This is a genomic window from Nitrosococcus halophilus Nc 4, assembly GCF_000024725.1.
GTDB lineage: Bacteria > Pseudomonadota > Gammaproteobacteria > Nitrosococcales > Nitrosococcaceae > Nitrosococcus > Nitrosococcus halophilus.
In genome coordinates, this window is the sequence record NC_013960.1 from 1,692,603 (window position 1) to 1,716,606 (window position 24,004).

Annotated in this window: 21 protein-coding genes; 10 read left to right on the forward strand and 11 right to left on the reverse strand. The window is 56.7% G+C overall.

Translation table 11 applies throughout. The features are described from left to right. Positions 1 to 19 precede the first annotated feature (19 nt). The 4 genes from NHAL_RS08085 to NHAL_RS08095 are packed head-to-tail and all read left to right on the forward strand — an operon-like array spanning position 20 to position 4,128. The gene (locus tag NHAL_RS08085; protein WP_013032680.1) at positions 20 to 994 is read left to right on the forward strand and encodes an NHL repeat-containing protein; all 975 of its coding nucleotides are present in this window, start codon (positions 20 to 22) and stop codon (positions 992 to 994) included. A gap of 46 nt (positions 995 to 1,040) precedes the next feature. Continuing rightward, complete coding sequence (locus NHAL_RS22575; protein ID WP_203434372.1) at positions 1,041 to 2,180, forward strand: HAD-IC family P-type ATPase; 1,140 nt, start codon at positions 1,041 to 1,043, stop codon at positions 2,178 to 2,180. Positions 2,181 to 2,207: 27 nt separating this feature from the next. Then, positions 2,208 to 3,629, forward strand: a complete 1,422-nt coding sequence (locus NHAL_RS22580) for a heavy metal translocating P-type ATPase (RefSeq protein WP_476703503.1) — start codon at positions 2,208 to 2,210, stop codon at positions 3,627 to 3,629. A 37-nt stretch (positions 3,630 to 3,666) separates the two neighbouring features. Then, positions 3,667 to 4,128: a hypothetical protein gene (locus NHAL_RS08095; protein ID WP_013032681.1), complete on the forward strand. Its 462-nt coding sequence runs from the start codon at positions 3,667 to 3,669 to the stop codon at positions 4,126 to 4,128. A gap of 263 nt (positions 4,129 to 4,391) precedes the next feature. Here NHAL_RS08095 and NHAL_RS08100 read toward each other — a convergent pair whose 3' ends face one another. After that, the gene (locus NHAL_RS08100) at positions 4,392 to 4,919 is read right to left on the reverse strand and encodes a hypothetical protein (RefSeq protein WP_162010824.1); all 528 of its coding nucleotides are present in this window, start codon (positions 4,917 to 4,919) and stop codon (positions 4,392 to 4,394) included. Between the two features lie 317 nt (positions 4,920 to 5,236). Here NHAL_RS08100 and NHAL_RS08105 point away from each other — a divergent pair, with 317 nt between their 5' ends. Further along, positions 5,237 to 5,740 carry an REP-associated tyrosine transposase gene (locus NHAL_RS08105; protein ID WP_013032682.1) on the forward strand — a complete coding sequence of 168 codons (504 nt, stop codon included), beginning with the start codon at positions 5,237 to 5,239 and terminating at the stop codon, positions 5,738 to 5,740. Positions 5,741 to 6,109: 369 nt separating this feature from the next. On the opposite strand, the gene NHAL_RS08110 is transcribed toward NHAL_RS08105, so the two are convergent. The 9 genes from NHAL_RS08110 to NHAL_RS08150 form a co-directional block, all read right to left on the reverse strand. Then, complete coding sequence (locus NHAL_RS08110; protein ID WP_013032686.1) at positions 6,110 to 6,970, reverse strand: sterol desaturase family protein; 861 nt, start codon at positions 6,968 to 6,970, stop codon at positions 6,110 to 6,112. Further along, the gene (locus tag NHAL_RS08115; RefSeq protein WP_013032687.1) at positions 6,957 to 10,271 is read right to left on the reverse strand and encodes an efflux RND transporter permease subunit; all 3,315 of its coding nucleotides are present in this window, start codon (positions 10,269 to 10,271) and stop codon (positions 6,957 to 6,959) included. The genes NHAL_RS08110 and NHAL_RS08115 overlap by 14 nt, the downstream gene beginning before the upstream one ends. Further along, complete coding sequence (locus tag NHAL_RS08120) at positions 10,265 to 11,791, reverse strand: efflux RND transporter periplasmic adaptor subunit (protein WP_013032688.1); 1,527 nt, start codon at positions 11,789 to 11,791, stop codon at positions 10,265 to 10,267. Before NHAL_RS08120 ends, NHAL_RS08115 begins: the two co-directional genes overlap by 7 nt. Continuing rightward, positions 11,788 to 13,122 carry a TolC family protein gene (locus NHAL_RS08125; protein ID WP_013032689.1) on the reverse strand — a complete coding sequence of 445 codons (1,335 nt, stop codon included), beginning with the start codon at positions 13,120 to 13,122 and terminating at the stop codon, positions 11,788 to 11,790. Before NHAL_RS08125 ends, NHAL_RS08120 begins: the two co-directional genes overlap by 4 nt. Positions 13,123 to 13,211: 89 nt before the next feature. After that, positions 13,212 to 13,652, reverse strand: a complete 441-nt coding sequence (locus NHAL_RS08130) for a hypothetical protein (protein WP_013032690.1) — start codon at positions 13,650 to 13,652, stop codon at positions 13,212 to 13,214. A 352-nt stretch (positions 13,653 to 14,004) separates the two neighbouring features. Then, the gene (gene merA, locus NHAL_RS08135) at positions 14,005 to 15,498 is read right to left on the reverse strand and encodes a mercury(II) reductase (protein WP_013032691.1); all 1,494 of its coding nucleotides are present in this window, start codon (positions 15,496 to 15,498) and stop codon (positions 14,005 to 14,007) included. Then, positions 15,495 to 15,746 (reverse strand): mercury resistance system transport protein MerF, encoded by a 252-nt coding sequence (gene merF / locus NHAL_RS08140; protein WP_013032692.1) that lies wholly within the window; start codon positions 15,744 to 15,746, stop codon positions 15,495 to 15,497. The genes merA and merF overlap by 4 nt, the downstream gene beginning before the upstream one ends. Further along, positions 15,739 to 16,038 (reverse strand): mercury resistance system periplasmic binding protein MerP, encoded by a 300-nt coding sequence (gene merP, locus NHAL_RS08145; protein ID WP_013032693.1) that lies wholly within the window; start codon positions 16,036 to 16,038, stop codon positions 15,739 to 15,741. The genes merF and merP overlap by 8 nt, the downstream gene beginning before the upstream one ends. A 12-nt stretch (positions 16,039 to 16,050) precedes the next feature. Further along, positions 16,051 to 16,455, reverse strand: a complete 405-nt coding sequence (locus NHAL_RS08150; protein ID WP_013032694.1) for a mercuric transporter MerT family protein — start codon at positions 16,453 to 16,455, stop codon at positions 16,051 to 16,053. Between the two features lie 77 nt (positions 16,456 to 16,532). Here NHAL_RS08150 and NHAL_RS08155 point away from each other — a divergent pair, with 77 nt between their 5' ends. After that, positions 16,533 to 17,021 (forward strand): MerR family transcriptional regulator, encoded by a 489-nt coding sequence (locus NHAL_RS08155; protein WP_013032695.1) that lies wholly within the window; start codon positions 16,533 to 16,535, stop codon positions 17,019 to 17,021. 150 nt (positions 17,022 to 17,171) lie between these two features. On the opposite strand, the gene NHAL_RS08160 is transcribed toward NHAL_RS08155, so the two are convergent. Then, a complete protein-coding gene (locus NHAL_RS08160; RefSeq protein WP_013032696.1) occupies positions 17,172 to 17,495 on the reverse strand; it encodes a YnfA family protein in 324 nt (107 codons plus the stop codon). 112 nt (positions 17,496 to 17,607) lie between these two features. Here NHAL_RS08160 and NHAL_RS08165 point away from each other — a divergent pair, with 112 nt between their 5' ends. From NHAL_RS08165 to NHAL_RS08180, 4 genes are all read left to right on the forward strand, one after another. After that, complete coding sequence (locus tag NHAL_RS08165) at positions 17,608 to 18,057, forward strand: hypothetical protein (RefSeq protein WP_013032697.1); 450 nt, start codon at positions 17,608 to 17,610, stop codon at positions 18,055 to 18,057. A 125-nt stretch (positions 18,058 to 18,182) separates the two neighbouring features. Then, positions 18,183 to 19,412 carry an efflux RND transporter periplasmic adaptor subunit gene (locus NHAL_RS08170; RefSeq protein ID WP_041354770.1) on the forward strand — a complete coding sequence of 410 codons (1,230 nt, stop codon included), beginning with the start codon at positions 18,183 to 18,185 and terminating at the stop codon, positions 19,410 to 19,412. A gap of 16 nt (positions 19,413 to 19,428) precedes the next feature. Beyond that, positions 19,429 to 22,572: an efflux RND transporter permease subunit gene (locus tag NHAL_RS08175; RefSeq protein ID WP_013032699.1), complete on the forward strand. Its 3,144-nt coding sequence runs from the start codon at positions 19,429 to 19,431 to the stop codon at positions 22,570 to 22,572. A gap of 230 nt (positions 22,573 to 22,802) precedes the next feature. Then, positions 22,803 to 23,552 (forward strand): cation diffusion facilitator family transporter, encoded by a 750-nt coding sequence (locus NHAL_RS08180; RefSeq protein WP_013032700.1) that lies wholly within the window; start codon positions 22,803 to 22,805, stop codon positions 23,550 to 23,552. Positions 23,553 to 24,004 lie beyond the last annotated feature (452 nt).

A 24,004-nucleotide genomic window follows, 5' to 3' on the forward strand; every position in this document is an offset into this window, starting at 1 on the left:
GTAGGGAAAGGAAAACGTAATGCGTATGCTCCGCCGATTATTCTTTGGCTTTGTACTCTTATTTCTGGTACTGGTGGGGGTCGGCTGGTGGCTATGGATTCCCGCCCCCCAGGAACCGCCCTATCGGTTGGTCGCCGTTTGGGGCGAAAAGGGAACAGGTCCGGGCCAGTTCAATGAGCCGACTGGGATTGCGGTTACCGAGACCGAGGTGTTTGTCGCCGATAGCCGTAATGCCCGAATCCAGGTCTTCGACTATGGCGGCCACTTCAAACGCCAATTGGGTGGCCGCGGCGAAGGTCCAGGACAGCTGGGTCGCCCTATGAATCTGGTTATTGCGGGTGATGAGCTTTATGTGGCTGATTACTGGAATGATCGGATCCAGGTATTCGGATTGGATGGCACGCCCCAGCGCGTCATCGGCCACAGCGGTTCTGGACCCGGGGAGTTCAATGCCCCTGGGGGAGTGGCCATTGCCCCCGACGGTGATCTTTATGTGGCCGATTTCTATAACCAACGGATTCAGCAGCTGCGTGCTGATGGAAGTTTTATTCAGCAGTGGGGTGAAACGAGTAATCCAGGCTGGCGAGCCGGTCAGTTCATCTACCCTACGGATGTGGCCCTCTCTCCAAAGGGAACCCTCTATGTGGCCGACGGTTATGCCGACCGGATCCAGGTATTTGCTCCGGATGGGACATTTTCCCATAAGTGGGGTGGGCCGTTGGCTATTAATCTATTTGGTCCCTTCAACGGTTGGTTCACCACCGTCACTTCCCTTACTGTCGGACCCCAAGGCCAGGTTTATGTGGCCGATTTCTACAATAACCGGATTCAAAAGTTCACCTCAGGGGGAAAATTTCTGACCGGTTTTGGCCTTAAAGATACTCCTCGCCACCGGCCAGGCACAGCCATCGCGGTGGTGGTAGCCCCCAAGGGGACGGTATTTGTGGCTGATTTCGCCAATAACCGGGTCCAGAAATGGCGTCCGCGAGATTGAAAGGCCAATTAGTTTTCTCCGTTTCCTCCTGATAGATCGATGAGCGATGAACACAAATACCTCGACACAGACAGCGTTGGCTGGAAATTCACCCCAGGCGAAAGATCTTGAGACCCTCCAAATCAAAATTGGGGGGATGTCTTGTTCCTTTTGTACTGAGACTATCCGCAAAGCCTTTCTCCAACTGGAAGGGGTAGAAAAAGTTCATATAGGCCTGTCTCACGAAGAAGCGCTCATCCGGTACGATCCGGCAAAGCAGTCTCCGGCTGAGCTACGTAATACCTTGCGTAGTTTGGGCTACACAGTCCGGGATCCGGACAAATTGCGCGCCTACGAGGAGCAGGAAGAAGAACTGCGCCAGGAGCGCCGGCGGCTGAGTTGGGCCGGGAGTTTTACCGGCATAGCGGCCGTGATCATGGTCCTCATGTGGTTAGGGTACCCCCAGTTCTGGTTTAAATGGCTCATGTTGGCCTTGGCACTAGGCACCGTCTTCGGACCGGGGAGGTATATCCTGAAGATGGCCTACCATGCCTTGCGGCGGGGCATTCTCAACCAACATGTTTTGCTTGAATTGGCTGCCTTTGCGGGTTTGGCCGGAGGATTTTTAGGGCTAATCGGCTTCTTGCTCCAGGTGCCTGCCTTTGAAGGGTTCCCCATTCCGGATTTTTTTGGGGTGGCGACCTTCGTCACCACTTACCATATTCTTTCCAGTTACACCGCCAAGCGGGTCAAGGCCCGCGCCTCCCTAAGCGTGCGTAAGTTATTAGCGCTGCAACCCGCTACCGCCTGGTTAATCCGGGACGGCGAAGAGATCGAGGTTTCCGTAGAGGAGATCCAGCCTGGAGATCGGGTTCGAGTGCGACCGGGAGAAAGTATTCCTGTTGATGGCCAGATCGTGGAGGGCGCCTCCGGCATTGATGAGAGCATCGTCACCGGCGAATCCCTCCCCGTGGAAAAGACAGTCGGCGAAGAAGTTATCGGGGGAGCGATTAATCAAACGGGAACCTTAGTCATCCAGGTTACGCGGGTGGGTGCGGAGAGCTTTCTGCAACAGGTGGCCCATTATATTGAAGAGGCCCGGGCCATGAAGCCGGGCCTGCTGCAGTTGGTGGATGTGGTGCTCATACCAATTTCATGTAATTTTGCATTGTATAAGTTCAGTCTAAACAATTGCTTGAAGCCTTAATAGATTGCACTCTTTGATTAAATTGGTATCAAATATTATGTCCCTGGGGTAGTGGCTTTTGGCTGGCTGGCCTTCCTTATTTGGACTGCAGGCGCCTGGGGGATGACTGGCGAGATGAACATGGCACGGGCCCTCTTTGCCACCCTGGCAGTCTTTGTGATGGGCTATCCCTGTGCTTTGGGGATGGCTACTCCGCTGGCCCTGATCCGCGGTGGGGGGGAGGCCGCCGAGAAGGGGATCCTCATGCGTTCGGGGGAGGCCTTTCAAATCCTCAAAGACATCCAGAAAATTGTTTTCGACAAGACCGGTACCCTCATGGTAGGGGAACCCCAAGTTGTCGATCTCGTGCCCCTTGGTGATCAGGATGGACAGACTCTGCTCCGCCTAGGTGCAGCGGTGGAAAAATCCTCTGAGCATCCGTTGGCCCGGGCTATTGTGGAGCGAGCCGAGGAAGAACAACTCAAGTTTCCCGAGGTCCGAGACTTCCAGGCCACTCCTGGCAAGGGAGCTCGGGCTTTAGTGGATGGCCGTCTGAGCTATGTGGGTAATTTACGTTTTTTGGAGGAGGAAGGGGTGGTGATCCAGGCGGGTTGGGACCAAGCTAAAGCCCTGGAGGAAGCTGGGAAGACGGTAGTGGGTATCGCTACAAGGGGGGATCTCATGGGCCTTATTGCCATCGCGGATCGGATCAAACCGGACGCAAAGGTCGCGGTTCGCCAACTAAAAGAGATAGGGATAGAACCGGTAATGATCACGGGCGATAATTGGCGTACGGCTCAGGCGGTGGCAGCGGAATTGGGGATCGACACGGTGCAGGCTGAGGTGTTGCCGGATCAAAAGGCCCAAGCGGTACGAAAGCTGCAAGCTCAGGGCACCCGGGTGGCGATGGTGGGGGACGGGATCAACGATGCCCCGGCTCTGATGCAGGCCGATGTGGGTATCGCCATCGGTGCCGGTACCGATATCGCCATCGAATCCTCAGATGTCATCTTGGTTGGTGAACGGTTGACAGCGGTGGTCGAGGTCTTTCATATTGGGCGTAGCGCCTACCGAAAAACTGCCCAGAACTTAATGTTGGCTTTTGCCTTCAACGGGGTCGGAGTGCCGGTAGCCACCACCGGTTGGGTGCATCCTGTGTGGGCCATGATCGCCATGGTGGCCAGTGTCTCTACGATCCTGCTCAATTCTTTCCTAGGCCGGTTACTTCCTAAGCCGAGGGAAGCCCAGTGCGAGCAATCTGAGGTGCACACGCTGGAACTCCACATTCCGTCGATGCATTGTGAAAGTTGCCTAAACGCTATTACCCAGGCTGTGACTCAATTCCCGGAAGTGCTAGAGGTCCAAGGCGATTTAAAAAAGAAAATCGTCTCCATTCGCTATCAGGAAGATCATGCCGCACCGGATCGGATTCGACGGGTTATCGATGAAGTTGGTTTTCCCGCAGGCTAATATAACTGCTATTTAACCCCACTATGGAAGACTGAAGATGAAAAAAGTTTTGAAATATCTCGGGCTTTTTCTCTTTTTGATGGTGGTAGGAATGGTTGCAGTAAGAATGAATTGGCTAGGGACAAATCAGGTGTTTCTTCCTACCGGTGAAAAAGTCAATCCGGAAGAATTACCCTCATCAGAAGTGCTAAGTGTGGTGGCAGAGCAGATGAATCAGGCGCTTCCCATAAAGGTAGGTAGGGGAATGGAGCTTCGAAGCGTCGAAGGAGTGCAGGGGGAATTAATCTATCATTACATTAAAGCAATCCCCTCTTCAGAGTCGTTCGATAGGAACCAATTTATTGAAGATTTGCGTCCCCTCGTGCTCAGGCGGGCTTGCAAGGATCAAGGAATGGCTATCTTTTTTACCCACGGAGTCCGTGCTCACTATGATTTTAGAGAGGAGGATGATCAACTCATCGGTGAAATCATCATCACTCCTAGGCAATGTGGTTACTAACTGTCTAAATGAATAAAAACACTCTCTCCTTCACAGGCCGGATGAGAGTTGTTCATCCCGGGTAGTTCCAACTGCCAGTAGGATAAAAGGGCCCATCCTCGAACCTCGCAGCCCAATTCTTCCAGCCAATCGGCCATAACCCGGTTGGAATTATGGACCAACGTATAGGGTTGGGGATGTTTGATACCAATTTCATGTAATTTTGCATTCTATAGATTTAGTCTAAACAATCACTTGAAGCCTCAATAAATTGCATTCTTTAACTAAATTGGTATGACAAATTTCATATCAAAATCTGGATTATAAACAAGGGAATTTAGGTTTTCCGAATAGAGGGTTTCCAATGCCGCTTGCAATTGTTCGACGGCTTTGGCCTCCACCGGGATTAGCAAGATCTGCTCGATACCTTCCTTGACTTGGCGCCAGATTGCCTGTGTGGTAGGGGGACCGGGGAGCTCCCGCCGTCCAAGTGCGGCGGGGGTCGGTTTCAATAGGGCGGCGGCTCCCTGTAGGAAACCAGTCTTTCCCCGCGCGTAATAATCCCAGTCGCCATAGGCATAACGCACCAAGCGGCCGTCCGCATGGCTGAGAACCAGGCTCGAATGCCGCCCATGATCCAGCAAAAAGACTCGGCGTTCTTCTTCCAGCGATTTCGGCGGGATCACGTGGGCCGCACACCCCTCGAGCAGCACGCTGATCAAAGCCGCTATCAGCGATTTTCTTTCTCCTTTTGAAAAAAGGGCTAGGTAAAGCGGCTCGCTTGATGGGGCTTTAGAGCCCCTTTTAAACACCTTAGAAATACCTCTTCCCTGTTTAACAAGAATTATAGGAAGCCGCCAATTCTGCTGGAAGCCCATTACCGTGTGCGTGAGTTCTCCGCCACCAGCAGCTATTAAGTGACGCCCCGCTTGCTCGTCGATGTTACGGGGTTTTTGTGCTGGTGCCGGCGTAGGAATATAATAGTATTACTTTATCGAGTAAGAAAAGACAAAGCATGCGTATCACGAGCAAAGGTCAAGCTACTGATATAGTCAGCGCAGTTTCCTGTAGGGCGGATAAGCATAGCGCATCCGCGTGTGACTAGCTGGTTTTTTTTGTCGGAGATCCAATGAGTCGTTATCGCCGTACTTATATTGAAGGCGGCTGCTATTTCTTTACTGTTGTTACCTGCCGCCGCCGCCCGCTATTTGCTTACCCTGAAACCGTGGCGTTGCTACGTTCGGCCTTTCGTAAAGTGATGACGGAAAGACCTTTCACTGTGGATGGGATCGTGGTTCTACCCGATCATCTACACTGTCTTTGGCTTTTACCGAAAGGCGACAGCGATTTCTCTAGCCGCTGGCGCGAAATTAAAAAACATGTCTCCCGGCGCTTCCCTGATTCTCGCAATCTTCGTAATGAAAAAACTATTTGGCAACGACGTTTCTGGGAGCATGCCATTCGAGATGAGCAGGATTGGCGGCGGCATATGGATTACATCCACTTTAACCCGGTAAAACATGGTTTGGCCTCGTCACCGCCAGAGTGGCCTTGGTCATCATTTCTTAAATGTGTGGAAAAAGGATGGGGACGTGATGAGCCCCTGCAAATCGCCAATATGGATTTAGAGTGACCAATGGTGGATGCGCTACGCTTATCCACCCTACAGGAACTAATCTTCATTTGTACTCAGCCGAATCGTTGTTGGAGAAAACTTGACTTGGCCATCACAGACGAAGGCATATAAGGATATCTTTTTGATTACCATAACGGGACAATTCAAAAGTTAAAAAGCCATTGTCAAGGAGCCAGTGTCCAGCAGGCTCAAAGCCGATTTCAAGAAGACGATTCATGAAGGTTAATATCTAAAGGATTGAAAAAATGTTGCGATGTCCGCCAATCCAGGCAAAAGGCGGGGAAGAGAACTGCTGTGGCTGAAGGGTAACTATCCAGGAATTTCTCTAGAAGATCAATTGCCCAGACTTCAGTAAAAGCCCAGTTCTTAATCATTATTATTATTCCATTGACGGCGATTGATGGCATAGTCGGCTATTCGGCCTATAAAGGGCAACCACAGCATTCCCGGCAACCAGGCGCAATGGCGGAGGTCGCGAAAAGTATGGATGCCGATGCCCATGGTTTCATGGCCCGCACGGGGCTGGTCGCGGTAGGTGCCGAGCAGACGATCCCACCAGGGCAGGTTGAAGCCGAAGTTAGAGTTGGTTTCATCGTCTTCCACGGAGTGATGCACGCGGTGCATGTCGGGGGTCACCAGGAACCAGCGTAGTATTTGGTCCAGCCGGGCGGGGAGGCGCACATTGCTATGATTAAACATGGAAGTGGCATTAAGCAAAATTTCAAAGAGGATGACGGCCACCACAGGGGAACCGAGCACCCCGATAGCAGCGAACTTGATTAGCATGGAAAGTACCATTTCCAGGGGATGGAAACGGACTCCAGTGGTGATGTCAAAGTCGAGATCGGCGTGATGTACGCGGTGGAGCCGCCATAAGGTGGGTACGGCATGGAACATGACGTGCTGGAGCCAAATGATGAAGTCCAATATCAGCACCGAAGCAGCTACAGCCAGCCAGAAGGGGGGAGAATAGTAATTAAACAGTCCCCAACCCTGCTCAATGGCAAACACTGCCATGCCTACCGCGGCGGCGGGGAATAGCCATCGCAAAAGGAGGGCGTTAAAGAACGTCAGTCCCAGGTTGTTCAACCACCGCACCGGTCTGGATACGGAGAGCTTGCGCCGGGGAGCCACCCGTTCCCACAGGGCCATGGTGCCGAAGACACCGAAGAAAAATCCCAGCCGAAGCAGTATTTCGTTTGAGAGGACAAACTCAGTTAAATCCATCTTCATTATCCTGTTTTGAAAAGTCGGAAGGGGAAGCTCGCTGGTGGTGATGCGCGCCCTCCCTAGGGGCATTTTTGGAGTGTTCCGATTCGCTCCCGGCGAATCGGTCAAGCCGCCTACCCTTCCAAATGGCATACACCGCTGGGAATACCACCAATACCATGGCTAGCGCCGAAATCACCCCCCCGATCATGGGGGCGGCGAGACGCTTCATCACATCCGCACCGGCGCCGGTGCTGAATAGAATGGGAGCCAACCCCATAAATGTCGTTATACCTGTCATCAGCACTGGGCGGATACGCCTTCCGGCACCTTCTTGGATGGCGGCGTTCAAGTCAGCCCGGGTTTTGAGTTGACCTTGGGCTTTCCCCTCACGATAGGTAAGGTCGAGATAGACCATCATCAGCAGACCCAGCTCCACCGCCAGCCCCGCCACAGCGATCAGGCCCACACCTACCGCCACGCTCAGTTTGTAATCGAGCCACCACAGCAACCAGAGGGCCCCTACCAGGGAAAAAGGCACGCTGAACAGGATGATCAGCGTTTCGGTGAGGGAGCCCCGGTGCAGGAATAACATGAAAAAGATCAAAAATACCGTCGCTGGCACCAGTATGGCGAGCTTGGCCTTGGCTCGCTCGAAGTATTTGAACTGGCCCGCCCAGGCCAACCGGTAGCCGGCCGGGATATCGACCTGCTCTGCGACTACCTGTTTGGCCAACGCCACATAGTCGGCAATGCCCATGTCCCCTTTCACATCCACGAACACGAATCCTACCAGTTGTCCATCTTCGCTACGGATCGAGGGTGGCCCAGTGCGGAAGGCGATGTCGGCCACTTGCGTGATGGGTACCTGGGTCCCGGTAGATGTCGGCACCAGCACCCGTTCCAGGGCCGTGAGGTTGTCGCGGTAGTCGCGGGCATAGCGCACCAAAATATTGTAGCGTTCGCGGCCTTCCACCGTCTGGGAAACCACGATGCCGCCTGCGGCAACCATCAATACCCGTTCCACATCGCCCACGTTGAGGCCAAATCGGGCCGCCGCTTCCCGGTTGATGGTGAAGTCCAAGAAATAGCCCCCCGTGGTGCGCTCGGCAAAAGCGCTGCGGGTATAGGGTCGGGTGCGCGGGTCTTGTTGCAGGGCCTTTTCGATGGCAACCGCCGTTTTCTCGATAGTCTTTAGATCCGGCCCAAAAACTTTAATCCCCAGGGCGGAGCGGATTCCGGTCGCCAGCATCTCGGTGCGGGTCTGGATAGGCATCCAGAAGATATTGGGCATCCCGGGAAAGCGCAGTTGTGCGTCCATTTCCTGGATCAAACCCTCCCAAGTCAAGCCTTTGCGCCACTGGTCTTTAGGCTTCAGGGTGATGACTGTCTCCACCATGGACAAGGGGGCCGGATCGGTAGGGCTGGTGGAGCGGCCGATCTTGCCGAAAACATGGTCGACCTCCGGGAATGCCTTGATGATCCGGTCCATGGTTTGTAGGGTCTGGGTCGCCTCGGTAATGGACATCCCGGGCAGGGCCGTGGGCATATAAAGGATAGAACCTTCATTGAGGGGCGGCATAAATTCGTGACCCAGGGAGCGAAATATCGGCACCGTCCCTACCAGTATCACCACCGCAATACCGACGACGGCCCAGCGCCACCGCACTGCAAGTCTGACTATCGGCCGGTAGGCGGCCACGAGCCACTGGTTGAGCTGGCTGCGGTCGGCCTGGATACGCCCGCGGATGAGCCACACGGCAAGGGCCGGCACTAGAGTCACCGACAGCAGCGCGGCGAAAGCCATGGAATAGGTCTTCGTAAACGCCAGGGGCTTGAACAGCCGCCCTTCCGTACCCTCCAAGGCGAACACGGGCAGGAAGGACACGGTGATAATGAGTAGCGAAAAGAAGATGCTTGGCCCCACCTCCTGCATGGCTTCGATGATCACTTGTATCCGTGACTTGGCCCTTTCCTCCGGGGGGGCATCCTCTTCCTGCCAGCGGTGCAAGCGCTTGTGAGTATTTTCAATCATCACGATGGCCGCATCCACCATGGCGCCGATGGCCACGGCGATGCCCCCTAGGGACATGATGTTGGCGGTGAGCCCCTGATAGGACATGGGAATGAAGGCCAGCAGCACCGCCACCGGCAGGGTGACAACGGCCACTAAGGTGGAACGCACATGGCGCAGGAAAACGACAATCACCAGGGAGACAATGAGCATCTCCTCGATCAAGGTCTTTTGCAGCGTGTCGATGGCCTGCTTGATGAGGGTGGCGCGGTCATACACCGGTACGATTTCCACGCCCTCGGGCAGGCCAGGCTGGATCTCGGCCAGGCGTTGTTTCACCCGCTCAATCACCGCCAGGGCATTCTCGCCGTAGCGCATCACCACGATGCCTCCCACGGTGATCCCTGCCCCGTCCAATTCGGCTTGGCCCCGTTGCAAGGCCGGCCCTAAGGCCACCGTACCGACTTCTGCAATAGTGATCGGTACGCCGTCCTTGGTGGTTTTGAGCACCACCTTTTCCAGGTCCGCGGTCGATTGGACATAGCCGCGGCCGCGGATGAACTGCTCGTGGCCCGCCACCTCTAGGATGCGACCGCCCACATCATTGTTAGAGTCGCGCACTGCCTCCACTACCCGCTTGAGGGGAATGCCCAAGGAGGCGAGCTTGTTGGGGTCCAGGCTGATTTGGTATTCCCGCTGGTAGCCGCCCACCGCCGCGACTTCCGCTACCCCCTCGACCGCTTCCAGGGCGTAACGCAGGTTGAAGTCTTGTAGGGAGCGCAATTTATCCAGGCTGTGTCGGCTGCCTGTATCCCGCAGGGCGTACTGATAGACCCAGCCGACCCCGGTGGCGTCCGGGCCTAAAGTCGGCGCGACCCCTTCAGGAAGATCCGCCGTCGCCGTGTTTAAGTATTCCAGCACTCGGGAGCGGGCCCAGTACATATCCACGCCCTCATCAAAGATGACATAGACGAAGGACAGCCCGAAGAAGCTTTGCCCGCGCACGTAGTTCACGCCCGGCGCGGCTAGCAGGGTGGTGGTGAGCGGATAGGTGATCTGGTCCTCCACCAGGTCCGGGCTGCGCCCGGGCCATTCGGTGAACACGATCACTTGCACGTCGGACAGATCGGGAATGGCGTCTAACGGCGCCTGAGTAAGCGCTCGGTAGCCTCCAAAAGCCAATGCGGTTATGGTGACCAGGATCAACAGCGGCCTACGAGCGCAATAACCGATCAAGCGTTGCAGCCCGCTAAGACCTGCGCCTTCTGGGGAGGGAGGCCCCGCCCCCTGGTGTTCATTTACCATTGTTGGATCCCCGCTTTCAGCCGGCTTTCGGCAGCGATGAGGAAGTTACCGGAAGTCACCACCCGGTCGCCGGACTCGAGGCCGCTAAGTATCTCCATGAGCCCATTCGCCTGTTGGCCGGTTTGCACCAGGCGCGGGGCCAGCCGTCCTCCGCCCAGATCCTCGAACACCACCCGAGTCTCACCGGCAATGATGACCGCTTCTTCCGGCACGGTAAGCCGTTGGCCGAGCTCGGCCTTGAGCTTGACTTCGGCATACATGTCGGGTTTGAGCACGCCATTGGGGTTGGCCAGGGTGATCCGGATGCGCCCGGTCCGGCTCTGGCCCTCCAGGTAGGGGTAGACATAGTCCACCACTCCTTGGAACCGCTGATCCGGCAGGTAGGGAAGATGGATCTCGGCCTTCATGCCTTCCCCCACTAAAGGCAACTCCGCCTCGTAAACTTCGGCCTCCACCCAGACCCGGGACAGATCCGCGATGCGCAGCAGGGTGGCGCCTGCTTGTTGCGCCGTCCCTTCCACTACGTTCTTTGCCACTACCGTACCGCTGCGTGGCGCATGAATAGGCACATAGTCATAGGGAACGTCGCGTCGTTCCAAGGCCGCAATCTCGCCGGGAGTCATGTCCCACAGGGAGAGGCGCTTGCGTGCCGCCTCCAGCAGCGCTTGGGTGACGTCGCTGCGCCCGGCGCGGCGCTTGATCTCTAGGTATTCCTGCTGGGCGGCGAGCAGTTCGGGCCCATAGACCGTGAACAAGGGTTGACCTTTTTGGACCTTGGCGCCCAAGTAGTTCACGTACAGCTTGCCAATCCAGGCGTCGAACTTGAGACTGACATCAGTGAGCCGTGTTTCATCATAAATCACCCGCCCCACGGCGCGGATAGTGCGCACCATCTCCACGAGCTTAGCTTCCGCGGTTTCCACCCCGATGAGTTGGCGGCGTCGAGCATCTAGGGTTACGGTGCCGGGTGGCGCCTCTTCCAGCGTCGCCTCGCCACTACCATCGATTCGCGTCGCGCCGGAGGTGAGCTGGAGGCCAGCACGCCCGGTCGCCATATCAAAGCTGATCTGACGATCCGCCATACCTGAAGCGCTAATGGCCAGCGTAAGCGGCCAGCTCCCCTCCATGGGCAGGTCGAAAGTGCCCTGGTACAAGCCCGGCTCGATTTCCTGCATCTCCGCCGGGGCCTGCATGGCGGGCATGGCGCCCATGGCGGGCATTTCGGCTACGGCGCGGATTTGGGCGCCGCTGACAGGGTTGCCTTTCCTATCTTCAAGCACCACTTTAAGCCGGTTTTCTCCCACCTGGGGCGCCGCTGGTTCTACTGCCACGCCAACTCGGAACGGGCCTGAGCGGTAGGTGGGCTGACCGATTCCCCGGGAGCGAATCGGGACATCCGAGCCCGTCCGTTCTGGTGGGGTCGCGTCGGGCGGTGGGGAAGGCGGGAGTTGCCATCCGATGACTATGCCTAGGGCTAGCAATGCCGCTCCAGCGATGAATAGAAGGATAAAGCGGGTCATGGGGTGAGCTCCTTGCTGGGCTGAGAGTGTACAGCGGGAGCTGAAAGGGGGTCGCTCAGCTGGTCGAAGGGAGCGCCGATCCAACGCTCCAGCTCGGCAAGCTGGCGTAAGTAATCGGCCCGTGCCCGGGCCAACCCCTCCTCTGTGCGTAGCTGCTGGCGCTCGGCATCAATGACATTAATAAATGGACCGGCGCCGGCCCGGTAGTCGGCACGGGCGGCGTCCAGGTTATCCTGGGCGAGGGGCGCCAGGCGGCGGAGATAGACTTTGATCACCGCTTCGGTCTCCTCAACCGCGGCGCGGCTGGCCTCCAGCTCACTGAGGAGCTGCGCCTCCCGGTCGGTGAGCCGCCAACGGGCCTGGCGAAGATTGGCGCGAGCGGCATCCAGGGCCGCTGACCGCTTGTGGCCGTAATCAAAGGGAAGATTGATTGAGAAGCCGAGGGTCCAACGCTTGTCCGGCTCATCCCAGAAGCTGTTGTAACCGGCCATGAGGCGAAAATCCGGGTAGAAGTCCTTCTCGGCCAGTCCGGCCTGGGCCTTCGCTCCAGCGATGCGGGCGCGAATACGGGCCAGTTCAGGGTGCGCGCGCAGCGCGGTTATTTGGAGTTGTTCTAGCCGGGGGAGCGGGCTCAGTTCGGGAAACCCGGCGGGCAGCGGCACGGGGGTTTGGGGTGGACGGTTGAGCAGGGCGTTGATACGGGCCTGGACTTCGCGTCGACGGCGCTCGAGGGTCACCGCCTCGGTCTCAAGCCGGGCCCGGGCCACTTCAGCCTGCAAGGCATCCTGTTGTCCCGCGCGCCCGGCCGCATACTGGATCTCGGCAATGCGCCGAAGTTCCTCTAGCAGCGTCTGGTGGTCCCGATTGATGGCCAACGCCCGGTGGACGTAGAACCATTCGGCGAAGAGGGTCTTGGCGGCTGCCGCGACTTGAAGGCGTAAGTTTTTTTCATCCTCGGAAACGGCTCGGGCTGTCTCCTGGGCTGCTTGCTTGCGCAGCGCCAGCTTGCCCGGCCAAGGTAGGGGTTGGCTGAGTTCCAGCCGCTGGTTGAGCCCCCGGGGACCGTCGAGTGTATCGGGTGCGGTGGAGTAGCTCAGTGCGGGATCGTCCAGGGCGCCGGCAGGGGCGATGCGGTACTCAGCGGCTTCAAGGGCGGCCTGCCGTGCTTTGAGGCCCGGATGGCGGGCGAGTACCGACTCCACCAATTGTGCCACTGTGATTTGTGGCCGTTCTGCGAAAGGATCAGGTTCGGCCGCAAACGCCTGAGTTCCCGCCATGGTCACTGCCGTCATCAAACCGAGCCCATAGGACACCAGGGCATTCTGAAACATGGAATATCTCCGGTATTCAAAGAAATGAAGACAGGCGCAGCCTGCATCGGCACGATTCTGCGCCTAGCTAAATAAGGGACCGGAGTTTTTTAATTACGCAAACGGCGGGTGAAAAGGTAAGTGCGAGTCCCAGGGAACCCGGAAGAGAAAGGGGGGATAGGGGGCGCAGTGAGAAGCAGCCTAGGTAAAGCCACCACAATTGCGGCGGGGGGAAGAATGCCAGGGGGAGGTTGAGGGCCGTCCAACAGCATTACGAGTAGCTGGGAGGAGGCGGGCGAGGGGGCGTGGAGGCCTGCTAATTGGGCCACGCTGACCTGGCAACAATCCGTCCCGGTGTGGCTCTCGGAGGCGCCGCATCCGCCTTTCATTTCGCAGCCATCCGCCACTGGCTGACCGCAGCAACAGACAAAGCGGGGCTTGTCGTCCATGAACGGGCAGGCAAAGATTTCCTGGGATTGGGTGATTAAGCCCATGAGCAGGAAGATCGCTGCCACCAGCCGGCGCAATAGAAGGCTGCGAAATGAACTCATGCGCTAAGTCTATGGGTAATCATGATCCCGAGCAAGCGCCGATGATTCCCAGTACTGAGATCTGACCCAATCGGGGATCGATGCTGGACTGCATGAGCCGCGAGGGGCCATGTGGAGATCCAAGATCACTAAGACCAGGGTCTGGCGGTCACTACTGCGGTAAAAGGTAATCCACGGCAATCTGCCTAAACTGAGTGCTTCCCTGTTGCTGGATTAATCCTTTTGCTCAATTTCCACTGCCAACTCGTGATGTAACTTCGCAAGTGCCCGGTTACTTTCTGCCGCAAATCTATCTGAGTTTTCTCCTCAGCGCAAGGATGTGCGGCGGCAGCCATCGAATACCTCCTTTGCCTCACCCGGCGCAGCAGGACAGTTGCTTCACGTCCTTGGTGAAAGTTTGCGCCGCAAGCTTCAACCCCTCGACCATGGTCAGGTAGGGAAACAACTGGTCGGCCAGTTCCTCCACAGTCATCCGCGTCCGGATGGCCAGTGCCGCTGCCTGGATGAGTTCGCCTGCTTCTGGAGTCACGGCCTGCACGCCAATCAGCCGCCGGCTGCCTTCCTCGATGACCAGCTTGATGAAGCCACGGGTATCGAAGTTAACGAGCGCCCGCGGCACGTTGTCTAGCGTAAGCAGGCGGCTGTCGGTCTCAATGCCATCGTGGTGTGCTTCCGCTTCGCTGTAGCCTACGGTGGCGACCTGCGGATCGGTGAACACCACCGCCGGCATGGCGGTCAGATCGAGGGCGGCTTCACCGCCGGTCATGTTAACCGCCGCGCGGGTGCCGGCCGCCGCCGCCACATAGACGAATTGCGGCTGGTCGGTGCAGTCACCGGCAGCGTAGATATGTGGGTTGCTGGTGCGCATCCCGGCGTCAACGACGATGGCGCCCTGCCCATTGACGGCCACACCCGCGGTTTCCAGTCCCAAGTCGCCCGTATTGGGCGCCCGGCCAGTGGCGACCAACAGTTTGTCGGCGCCCAGCGAGCCGTGCCTGGTGGTGAGCAGGAGTTCTCCGTCCCCTTGGGTCACCTGACTGGCCTGGGTGTGCTCCAGCACTTCGATGCCTTCGGCACGGAGAGCCGCCGTGAGCGCTTCCCCGATGGCCGGGTCTTCGCGGAAAAATAAGGTGCTGCGCGCCAGGATCGTCACTCGGCTGCCCAGCCGGGCGAAGGCTTGGGCCAGCTCCGCGGCGACCACCGAGGAGCCGATCACGGTTAGGCGCTCCGGTATTCTGTCGCTTGCGAGGGCCTCGGTAGAGGTCCAGTAGGGCGTGTCTTTCAGGCCGGGAATGGGCGGGATGGTGGGGCTCGCCCCAGTGGCGATCAGGCAGCGGTCGAAGGTCACCTCGCGCTCGCCGCCGTCATTTAGACGCACAGTGAGACGACGATCATTCTTGAATCGAGCTTCGCCGTGCAGCACGGTAATGGCCGGGTTGTCATCTAAAATGCTTTCGTACTTGGCCTGCCGCAATTCCTCTACGCGCCCCTGCTGCTGGGCCAGCAGCCGTTCGCGCAGGATCGCCGGCGGTGCTGCCGGGATACCGTCGTCAAACGGGCTTTGCCGGCGTAGCTGGGCGATGTGAGCCGCGCGAATCATGATCTTGGACGGCACGCAGCCCACATTGACGCAGGTGCCGCCCATGACGCCGCGCTCGATCAGTGTGACCCGCGCCCCCCGTTCGACGGCCTTGAGTGTCCCAGCCATGGCCGCCCCACCGCTACCCACCACCGCGATATCATTGCCTTCCTTTTTCTCGCAGCAATTATTGATGCGCGCCTGCCCTGGCGCGCCCCCTGGGGGCCTCCTTCGGAGGTCCCGATTCGCTCCCGGCGTATCGGTCATGGGGATTTCCTTGGAGTAGAGTTCTCGGGTTCACAGCACTCCGCGGCGCTCCGCCGCTGCCGCCAAAAGGCGTAGGCCGTAAGCCCAAGAAAGAAAGCCAGCGCCGGAAACAGGACATAATCAAGCCAGCCTACCCAGGCTGCGAGGCCCAGCGCTCCGAGCAGCAGCACCAGCACCGGCGTAAAGCAGCAAATAGCCGCAATGATTGAGCCGATGATTCCGGTACGCAGGAGTTGCCGGTTATTCATGGGCTTTCTCCCGGGAAAGACGAGACGGATAGCCTGCATGGGTGGTTGCCGCCGTCAGGGCGGAAAGAGTCGTCTTTTCGTCCTCGAATGTCACCCTCGCGGTTTTATTAGCAAGGGAGATTTCCACCTTCTGCACCCCGTCTAGGGCTTCTAGGGCCTTGCGAACCGTGACCGGGCAGAGGGCGCAGGTCATGTTCTCTACCTCAAGGGTGACGGTCTTTTCACCCGCCCAGGCCCCGGCAGTACTCAGCAAACCGACCATAAAAACCAGCACAATAACCCCGTGTTTCATTGTTTTCCCTCCTTACAGGAATAAGGGCCCAAGAAAATTGATGCCCAGCGTTGTCAGCACCAGCGCCGTAGCTATCCATAGCGCGGTTTTCAGCACCCGGTCAGAAGTGGGGCTAGCGCAGTAAGACCCTTCCTCACAGCGAACTTTAGGCTTCCAGTACACCTTCCAGAATCCGGCTCCCAAAAAGCCAAAGGTGGCCACCAGAAAGAAGGGCTGATAGGGTGCAAGCACCGTGAGATGACTGATCCAGGCACCGCTGACCCCCAGGGTCAGGAGCAGCAGGGGCAGAATGCAGCAGGAGGAGGCCAGCACTGCGCCGACCAAGCTACCGGTGACCAGTAATCTGTTTTGCCTCTTAGTTTGCTCCGGAGCCGGAGTCTCATTCCCCAGAATTTTCGGCAGGGATTTCGTACTCATTTTTTCACCTCTTTGAGTTTTAGCCTATAATCATGCTAATACCTGTAGCGACTACAGGTTCAAGGGATTTTTTCAAAATGGGCGGAAAGCAGGAAGAGTTGACCATTGGGAGCTTGTCCCGGCAGACCGGCGTCAATATCGAGACCATCCGCTATTACGAGCGCAGCGGTCTCATGCCGGAACCGCCCCGCAGCGAAGGCGGACATCGGCTTTACCGTCAGGAGCATCGGAAACGGCTGTTCTTCATCCGGCGCAGCCGGGAATTGGGTTTTTCCTTGGAGGAAATCCGGGCGCTGTTGGGGCTGGTTGAGGGTGGAGGTCCCGATTCGCCGGGAGCGAATCGGGACCTCCAAAGGAGGCCCGAAGGGGGCGCGCCAGGGGGGGCGCGCATCTACACCTGCGGTGAGGTTAAGGCGTTGACCGAGGGGCATTTGGCCGAGGTGCGAAAGAAAATCGCCGATCTGGGGAAGCTGGAAAGAACGTTAAAGGAAATCTCCTCCCGGTGCGAGGGAGGAACAGTGCCGAATTGTCCCATTATCGAAGCGCTGTCCAATGAGGATTCGTGAGATTTATTAGTTCCCCGGCGAAAGTTTTGAGGGGTTGATTTTTCTGGCCTCTTCGTGCGCACAGCGCACGCTACTTGTCGGCTCAAAGGGGCGGTTGAGCCACGCGAAACCAACCGCGCTTTCCTCACAATTTTTGCCGAGATTCTTTAATTAGCCGCGCGGCCCCCAGAGGATAAGGGCGGCGCCGATGAGGCAGATCATGGCCCCTAGGAGATCCCACTGATCCGGCTGTTGCTTCTCGATGACCCAGAGCCATGCCAGCGAGGCGGCAATATAGACACCCCCATACGCTGCGTAGGCACGGCCAGCAAAATCGCTGTCAATGCGGGTCAACAGGAAGGCAAATAGGGCCAGGCTACCCATGCCGGGAACCAGCCATCCCACCGATTTTCCGAGTCGGAGCCAGGCCCAGAAAGCAAAGCAACCGCCGATTTCAGCAAGGGCTGCTGCTACATAGTAGGCGATAGAGGTCATGCCGTTAAATTTTATCAGGTAGATGCCCGTTGACGGTTGTTTTCGGACTTTACTACACTGGCGTGGCTAATCTCTATCGGCAATTCGAGATAATATTCCTTAAGCAAAATCAATGTATCGTTTCCGCCGCTTAAAAGGATGGCTTAGCCTGTGGCTTATCGTCGCGGTGCTGGGACATTTCGGTTTAAGCCACCATGAGGCCTCTGCTTTTGTGCTTTGTTTTGGGGCAGACGGCCATGTGGCGGTGGAGCCTGCTGATCATGAACATGCCTTGCCCCATCCCAATGAGGTATCCCCCACGAAAGGGGGTGCTCATACTCATGGGCTAAAATTAGAGGAACGTCCTTGCCTCGATCTGCCCGTGGTTAACGGGGATCATGGCGCCCACAAGCCATTGAGCGGGCCGCAAAAGCCTTTGCTCGATGAAGGGCTTGCGGTGGCGATACTAGTCATCGCTATTATTCTCTTCCCTAAAGCGATAGCCACCCCGGTTTTTCCCCCTGCTCCCCCGATTGTTGATTCTAGACTGATTGCCCTTCGTAGCGTCGTCCTTCTGAATTAAATCCTTATCGCTGTTTTCTTGCGCCGCACTCGCCTAAAGGGGGTGCGTTGAGGCGCTGTCTTGTGTCCGCTATCTGTGGACGTTTCATAAGCGATGAAGATTTTTCAACATTTAAGCTTTGGACGATGAAAAGTAAAAGTATATTTACTGCACTTAGTGTGGTTTTGGTCGGGCTTGTTCTGGCCTGGCTTATCCTCCATGAGAAAGAAGAATTACCTAATGGGCATGCTGAACAGGAAGTCCATGGAGATCATAAAGCTGAGCATGAAAAACATGGGGGTCATGAGAGAGAGGGAAAGGAAGAGAGAATCGAGCTGAAGCCGGGAGCCATTGAAGAGGCGGGGATCGGTATCAAAGTGGCCGGTCCCGCTTTTATTAAAACGACCCTGTCCTTTCCTGGCGAAATTCAGTACAACCCTCGGCGGGTAGCCCATGTAGTGCCTCGAGTTAAAGGAGTAGTCATTGAGGTACGTAGGTTTCTGGGCGACAAGGTGAAGGATGGCGATATCCTGGCGGTGCTGGAAAGCCGGGAGTTGGCAGATTTGAAAAGCCAGTACTTGATTGCCCTTAAGGGGCTGGAGCTGGCTCAGGAGATCTTTGTGCGGGAGGAACGCCTGTGGAAAGAAAAGGTCTCCGCCGAGCAGGACTACCTCGTGGCTAAGAAAAATCTGGCCGAGGCCCAGGTTCTGGTGGATGCCGCCGCTCAAAAGCTCCATGCTCTGAGCTTCTCCAAGGCGGATTTACAGGCCATGGGTTCGGAGTCTGCAGCCCTTTTCAGCCGTTATGAATTGGAGGCTCCCTTCGCCGGGGAGGTGGTGGAAAAACACCTGGCGCTGGGGGAGGCCGTTACCGCCGAGGCGAAAGTCTATACCATCGCCGATCTGGCGACTGTCTGGGGTGAGATTACCGTCTATAGCAAAGACTTAAACCAGATTCAGCCAGGCCAGGAAGTAACGTTGAAAGCGACCGATATGGCGCTTTCCACAGAGGGCAAGGTGTTTTATATGGGACCGTTAGTGGGGCAGCAGACCCGTTCGGCCAAAGCCTATGTGGAGATTCCCAACCCCCAAGGGCGCTGGCGTCCGGGGATGTTCATCACCGTGGAGGTGGTGTTGGAGGAAAACAAGGTTCCGGTGGCGGTGATTGCCGAGGCGGTCCAAACCTATCAGGATCGCCCGGTAGTCTTCGTCCAGCACGGAAATTTTTTCGAACCCCGGTCGGTGGTACTAGGCAGAGGAAAGGGCCAATGGGTGGAGGTGCGCCAGGGACTCTCGGCGGGCGAGCGCTACGTCGCCAGCAACAGCTTCGTGCTCAAATCCGAGCTCGGTAAATCCGCCGCCACCCATCAGCATTAATTCAGGAAGGGAAGCCGTGTTTGAACGTTTATTAAGATTTTCTATTGAACATCGCCGATTGGTGATGCTGGCTACTTTGGGTTTGATCCTGCTGGGGGTTTACAACTTCCAACGCCTTCCCATCGATGCGGTCCCCGATATCACCAATATCCAGGTCCAGATCAATACCGCCGCGCCCGGCTACTCGCCCCTGGAGACGGAGCAGCTGATCACCTTTCCGGTAGAGTTGGCCATGTTGGGGGCTCCCCAGCTCAAGGAGACCCGTTCGATTTCCAAATACGGGCTCTCCCAGGTGACCGTGATCTTCGAGGAAGGCACGGATATCTATTTTGCTCGCCAGCAGATCAGCGAGCGTATCCAGCAGGTCAAGGGTGAGCTTCCCTCAGGAATTGAACCCCAGATGGGGCCTGTGGCCACAGGGCTGGGGGAAATTGTGCTCTGGACCATGGAAGCTGAACCCGAGGCGCGCCAGCCGGACGGCACCCCCGTGACCAGTACTTATTTGCGCACTTTGTTGGATTGGGTCATTCGTCCCCAACTTCTCACGCTCCCTGGGGTGACGGAAGTCAACAGCATTGGCGGTTACAAGAAGCAATACCATGTCACCCCGAGTCCCGAAAAGCTGATGGCCTATGGGTTGAGCTTTCAAGATCTCATTACGGCCCTGGTGGAAAATAACCAAATGAAGGGCGCTGGCTACATCGAGCGCCACGGGGAGCAGTTGCTGGTCCGGGTCCCGGGTCGGGTCTATACGCTGGAAGAAATCCGCAACATTCGCGTGGGGACCCATCAGGGAGTCCCCATTATCGTCAATGACGTAGCGAAGGTTTTATTGGGCAAAGAGCTGCGCACGGGCGGGGCCACCAAAGATGGCCAGGAAACCGTGCTGGGTACTGCTTTTATGCTCATGGGAGAAAACAGTCGCAGCGTGGCCCAGGCAGTAGGGGAGAAGCTACATGAGGCCAACCGTTCCCTGCCGGAAGGGGTGGAAGCCAAGCCCTTCTACGACCGAACCAACTTGGTGGACAAGGCTATCGTCACGGTACGAAACAATCTAGTGGAAGGGGCCGCCCTGGTCATCGCCGTGCTGTTTTTCCTACTAGGCAATATCCGAGCGGCCCTCATCACCGCCATGGTGATTCCCCTGTCTATGCTGTTTGCCATTACCGGGATGGTAGAGACGGGCGTGAGCGCCAACCTGCTGAGCTTAGGAGCCATCGATTTTGGCATCATCGTGGATGGCGCAGTAGTCATTGTGGAGAATAGCGTGCGCCATCTGGCGGAGGCTCAAAGGCGATTGCAGCGCCCCTTGACTCTGGCTGAGCGCCTCAAGGTGGTCTATGAATCTTCCGAAGAAGCCCGCCGGGCCATTCTGTTCGGGCAGATGATCATTATGGTGGTCTACGTTCCCATTTTCGCCCTCTCCGGGGTAGAGGGCAAAATGTTCCACCCCATGGCTCAAACGGTCATTATGGCGCTGCTCGGCGCCATGATTCTTTCCATTACTTTCGTCCCAGCCGCTGTAGCTTTGTTTATCGGCAGGCGGGTTTCGGAAAAGGAAAATCTCTTTATGAGATGGGCTAGAAAAGCCTATCTCCCCATCCTTAACTTTGCTTTGCATCACCGCACCTTGATGGTGACCTCTGCCGTGGTCATCGTAGCCTTGAGCGGATTGCTGGCGACCCGCTTGGGCACGGAGTTTGTGCCCAGCCTGGATGAAGGGGATATCGCTCTCCAGGTTTTGCGCACTCCAGGCACTGGCCTCAATCAGTCCATTGCCATGCAAAAGGAGGTGGAACAGGCCCTCAACACTTTTCCAGAAGTAGAAACGGTCGCGGCCCGGATTGGGACGGCGGAGGTGGCCACGGATGTCATGGGCCCCAATATCAGCGATACCTATATTATGCTTAAGCCCCAGGAGGAATGGCCCGACCCGGACCGGCCCAAGGAAGATCTCATCGAGGCCATGTCCCAGCGGATCGCCCGGCTTCCCGGCGCCAATTATGAGTTTACTCAGCCCATTGAGCTCCGTTTTAATGAGTTGCTTTCCGGGGTCAAAGCCGATGTGGCGGTCAAGGTCTTTGGCGATGATAGGTCGGTTTTGCTGGAGACGGCGGAACAGATCGCGACTGTCCTCAGAACCGTGCCGGGAGCCACCGATGTGCGGGTAGAGCAGGTCACGGGCCTGCCAGTGCTCACCGTGAACATAAAACGACCGGAGTTGGCTCGCTATGGGCTCAATGTGGCCGATATTCAGAGAATTGTGGAGGCGGCCATGGGGGGGGTGGCCACCGGCAAAGTCTACCAAGGGGATCGCCGCTTCGATTTGGTGGTGCGCCTGCCGGAGCAATATCGGGTGGATGTGGAGGCCTTAAGGCGTTTGCCTATCCTGCTTCCCCCAGACCATGAGGGTAGGGTTGTCGCCGCCCAGGCTGCGGCGCCCTCTTATATTCCCCTGAGTACGGTCGCTGAGGTGCAAGTTCGTCCGGGTCCTAACCAAATTAGCCGGGAGGATAGCAAGCGCCGGGTGACGACTACCTTCAATGTCCGTGGTCGGGACCTGGGTTCTGTGGTGGCGGAAGCCCAGGCTAAAATCCAGGTCCAGGTCAAAATCCCTCCGGGCTATTGGTTGGATTGGGGAGGGCAATTCGAACTGATGAGGGAGGCGGCGGAGCGCCTTTCCCTGGTGGTCCCCATCGCCCTGTTGCTCATCTTTATTTTTCTCTATAGCACCTTCGGTAACCTCAAAGATGGCTTGCTGGTCTTTACCGGCGTGCCCTTTGCCCTCACTGGTGGAGTGTTGGGCCTGTGGTTGCGGGAAATCCCTCTGTCCATCTCTGCTGGGGTAGGGTTTATTGCCCTCTCCGGGATAGCGGTGCTCAATGGCTTGGTGATGATCACATTCATCCGTTTGTTGCGCGGTCAGGGCTTGGCCCTGGAAGAGGCCATTCGCCAAGGGGCCCTCACCCGCCTACGCCCCGTGTTCATGACCGCTGTGACGGATGCCCTGGGCTTTGTGCCCATGGCCCTGGCCACCAGCACGGGCGCGGAAGTGCAACGGCCCTTGGCTACGGTGGTAATCGGGGGGATTATTTCCTCTACTCTGTTGACTCTCCTGGTGCTGCCGGTGCTTTACCGGCTATTCCATAAGAAGGATTAAGTATCTATGAATAAAATATGGGGGATGTTTAGGAGCGAGGGGGTAGTGCTTTGCAAACCCGTTTTTCCTCCCTGAAAAAAGGGTTTGTAGGGACATCCCTGTCCCCTGGCTCCACACCATCCCCTCGCTCTAATACCTCAAAACTTTTGTCGAGAAACTTATGAGAGATAGGGTGTTCATGGCTGACATATTAAGGCTGAAGGTATACCTGGACAACAGAGGAGTATTCCATGGCAAATTGCTGTGAAGATAAAAGCTGTGAGATCACCGTTATGCGCGAACGTCACGGACGTGTGCTGTGGGTCGTGCTCATTATTAATGCGGTCATGTTTCTTATCGAAGGTACGGCGGGTCTTATTGCTCACTCCACGTCATTGCTTGCCGATGCCCTAGACATGCTGGGCGATGCGCTGGTGTACGGGTTCAGTCTGTTTGTCGTGGCTCGCTCGGCACGCTGGCAGGCGAGTGCGGCTTTGGTGAAGGGAATCTTCATGCTTGCTTTTGGCCTTGGCGTGTTGGTCGAAGCCTTCTATAAGGTGTTTCATCCGATCATGCCGGGCGTGGAGACGATGGGCATCGTCGGTGCGATGGCGCTTGCGGCAAATCTTGTTTGTTTTTCCCTGCTCTACCGCCATCGGGATGATAATCTCAACATGAGTTCCACTTGGCTGTGCTCGCGAAATGACTTGATTGCCAATATCGGAGTATTGGCGGCCGCTGGCGGCAGTTTCTTGCTTGCCTCACGCTGGCCGGATATTATCGTCGGCGGGATGATTGCCGTTCTGTTCCTCAGTTCCTCCCTCAGTGTTTTGCGGCAATCCATTCGAGTACTGCGCATGCCGCCTGATTTATCTGCTCAAGAGGTAATCCCGTGGTTGCACACGTCGCAGGCAAAGGCTGATCTTGATGAGGCAATAGCTTGGGCAGAGGAACATCCGCCAGCGGAGACGGGTTTCGATGAGTTAGAGCGCAAGATTTGATGGTGAGGTCGGAAAAGAGGCCTGAAGCAATTCGGCTCGATCTTAATAATCCGGTAGCCCGTGTGGTTTGGGTAGGGCTTGTTCCCTAGAGGCCAACAAGAGGTATGGCCATGTTGGTGTTTGCCTACATTTCCGTTTTATCAAGCCGTCCAAGCCCTAAAGCCTACAGGGGGCTAGTTAAAATATCTTTAATATTTGAATCAAGAAGTTAAAATCCTTAGCAGAAATCCTATCCAAAGCTGGTATGGTAAGTGCACAAGAGTCATTGAGCCTAAGAGGCTCAGTCAATTGAGAAAATGCCTGTTCCAACCACCGAACAGGACTACAACGGGGGCCTTCGGGCCCCCATTTTTGACGGTTCGGAAAGCCCTAATGAGCTATAATGGTGCAGGAACGCTTAATTTGATGGCCGGGTTTATCCCTTCGATATTTTTAGCTGATTACTGAATAGA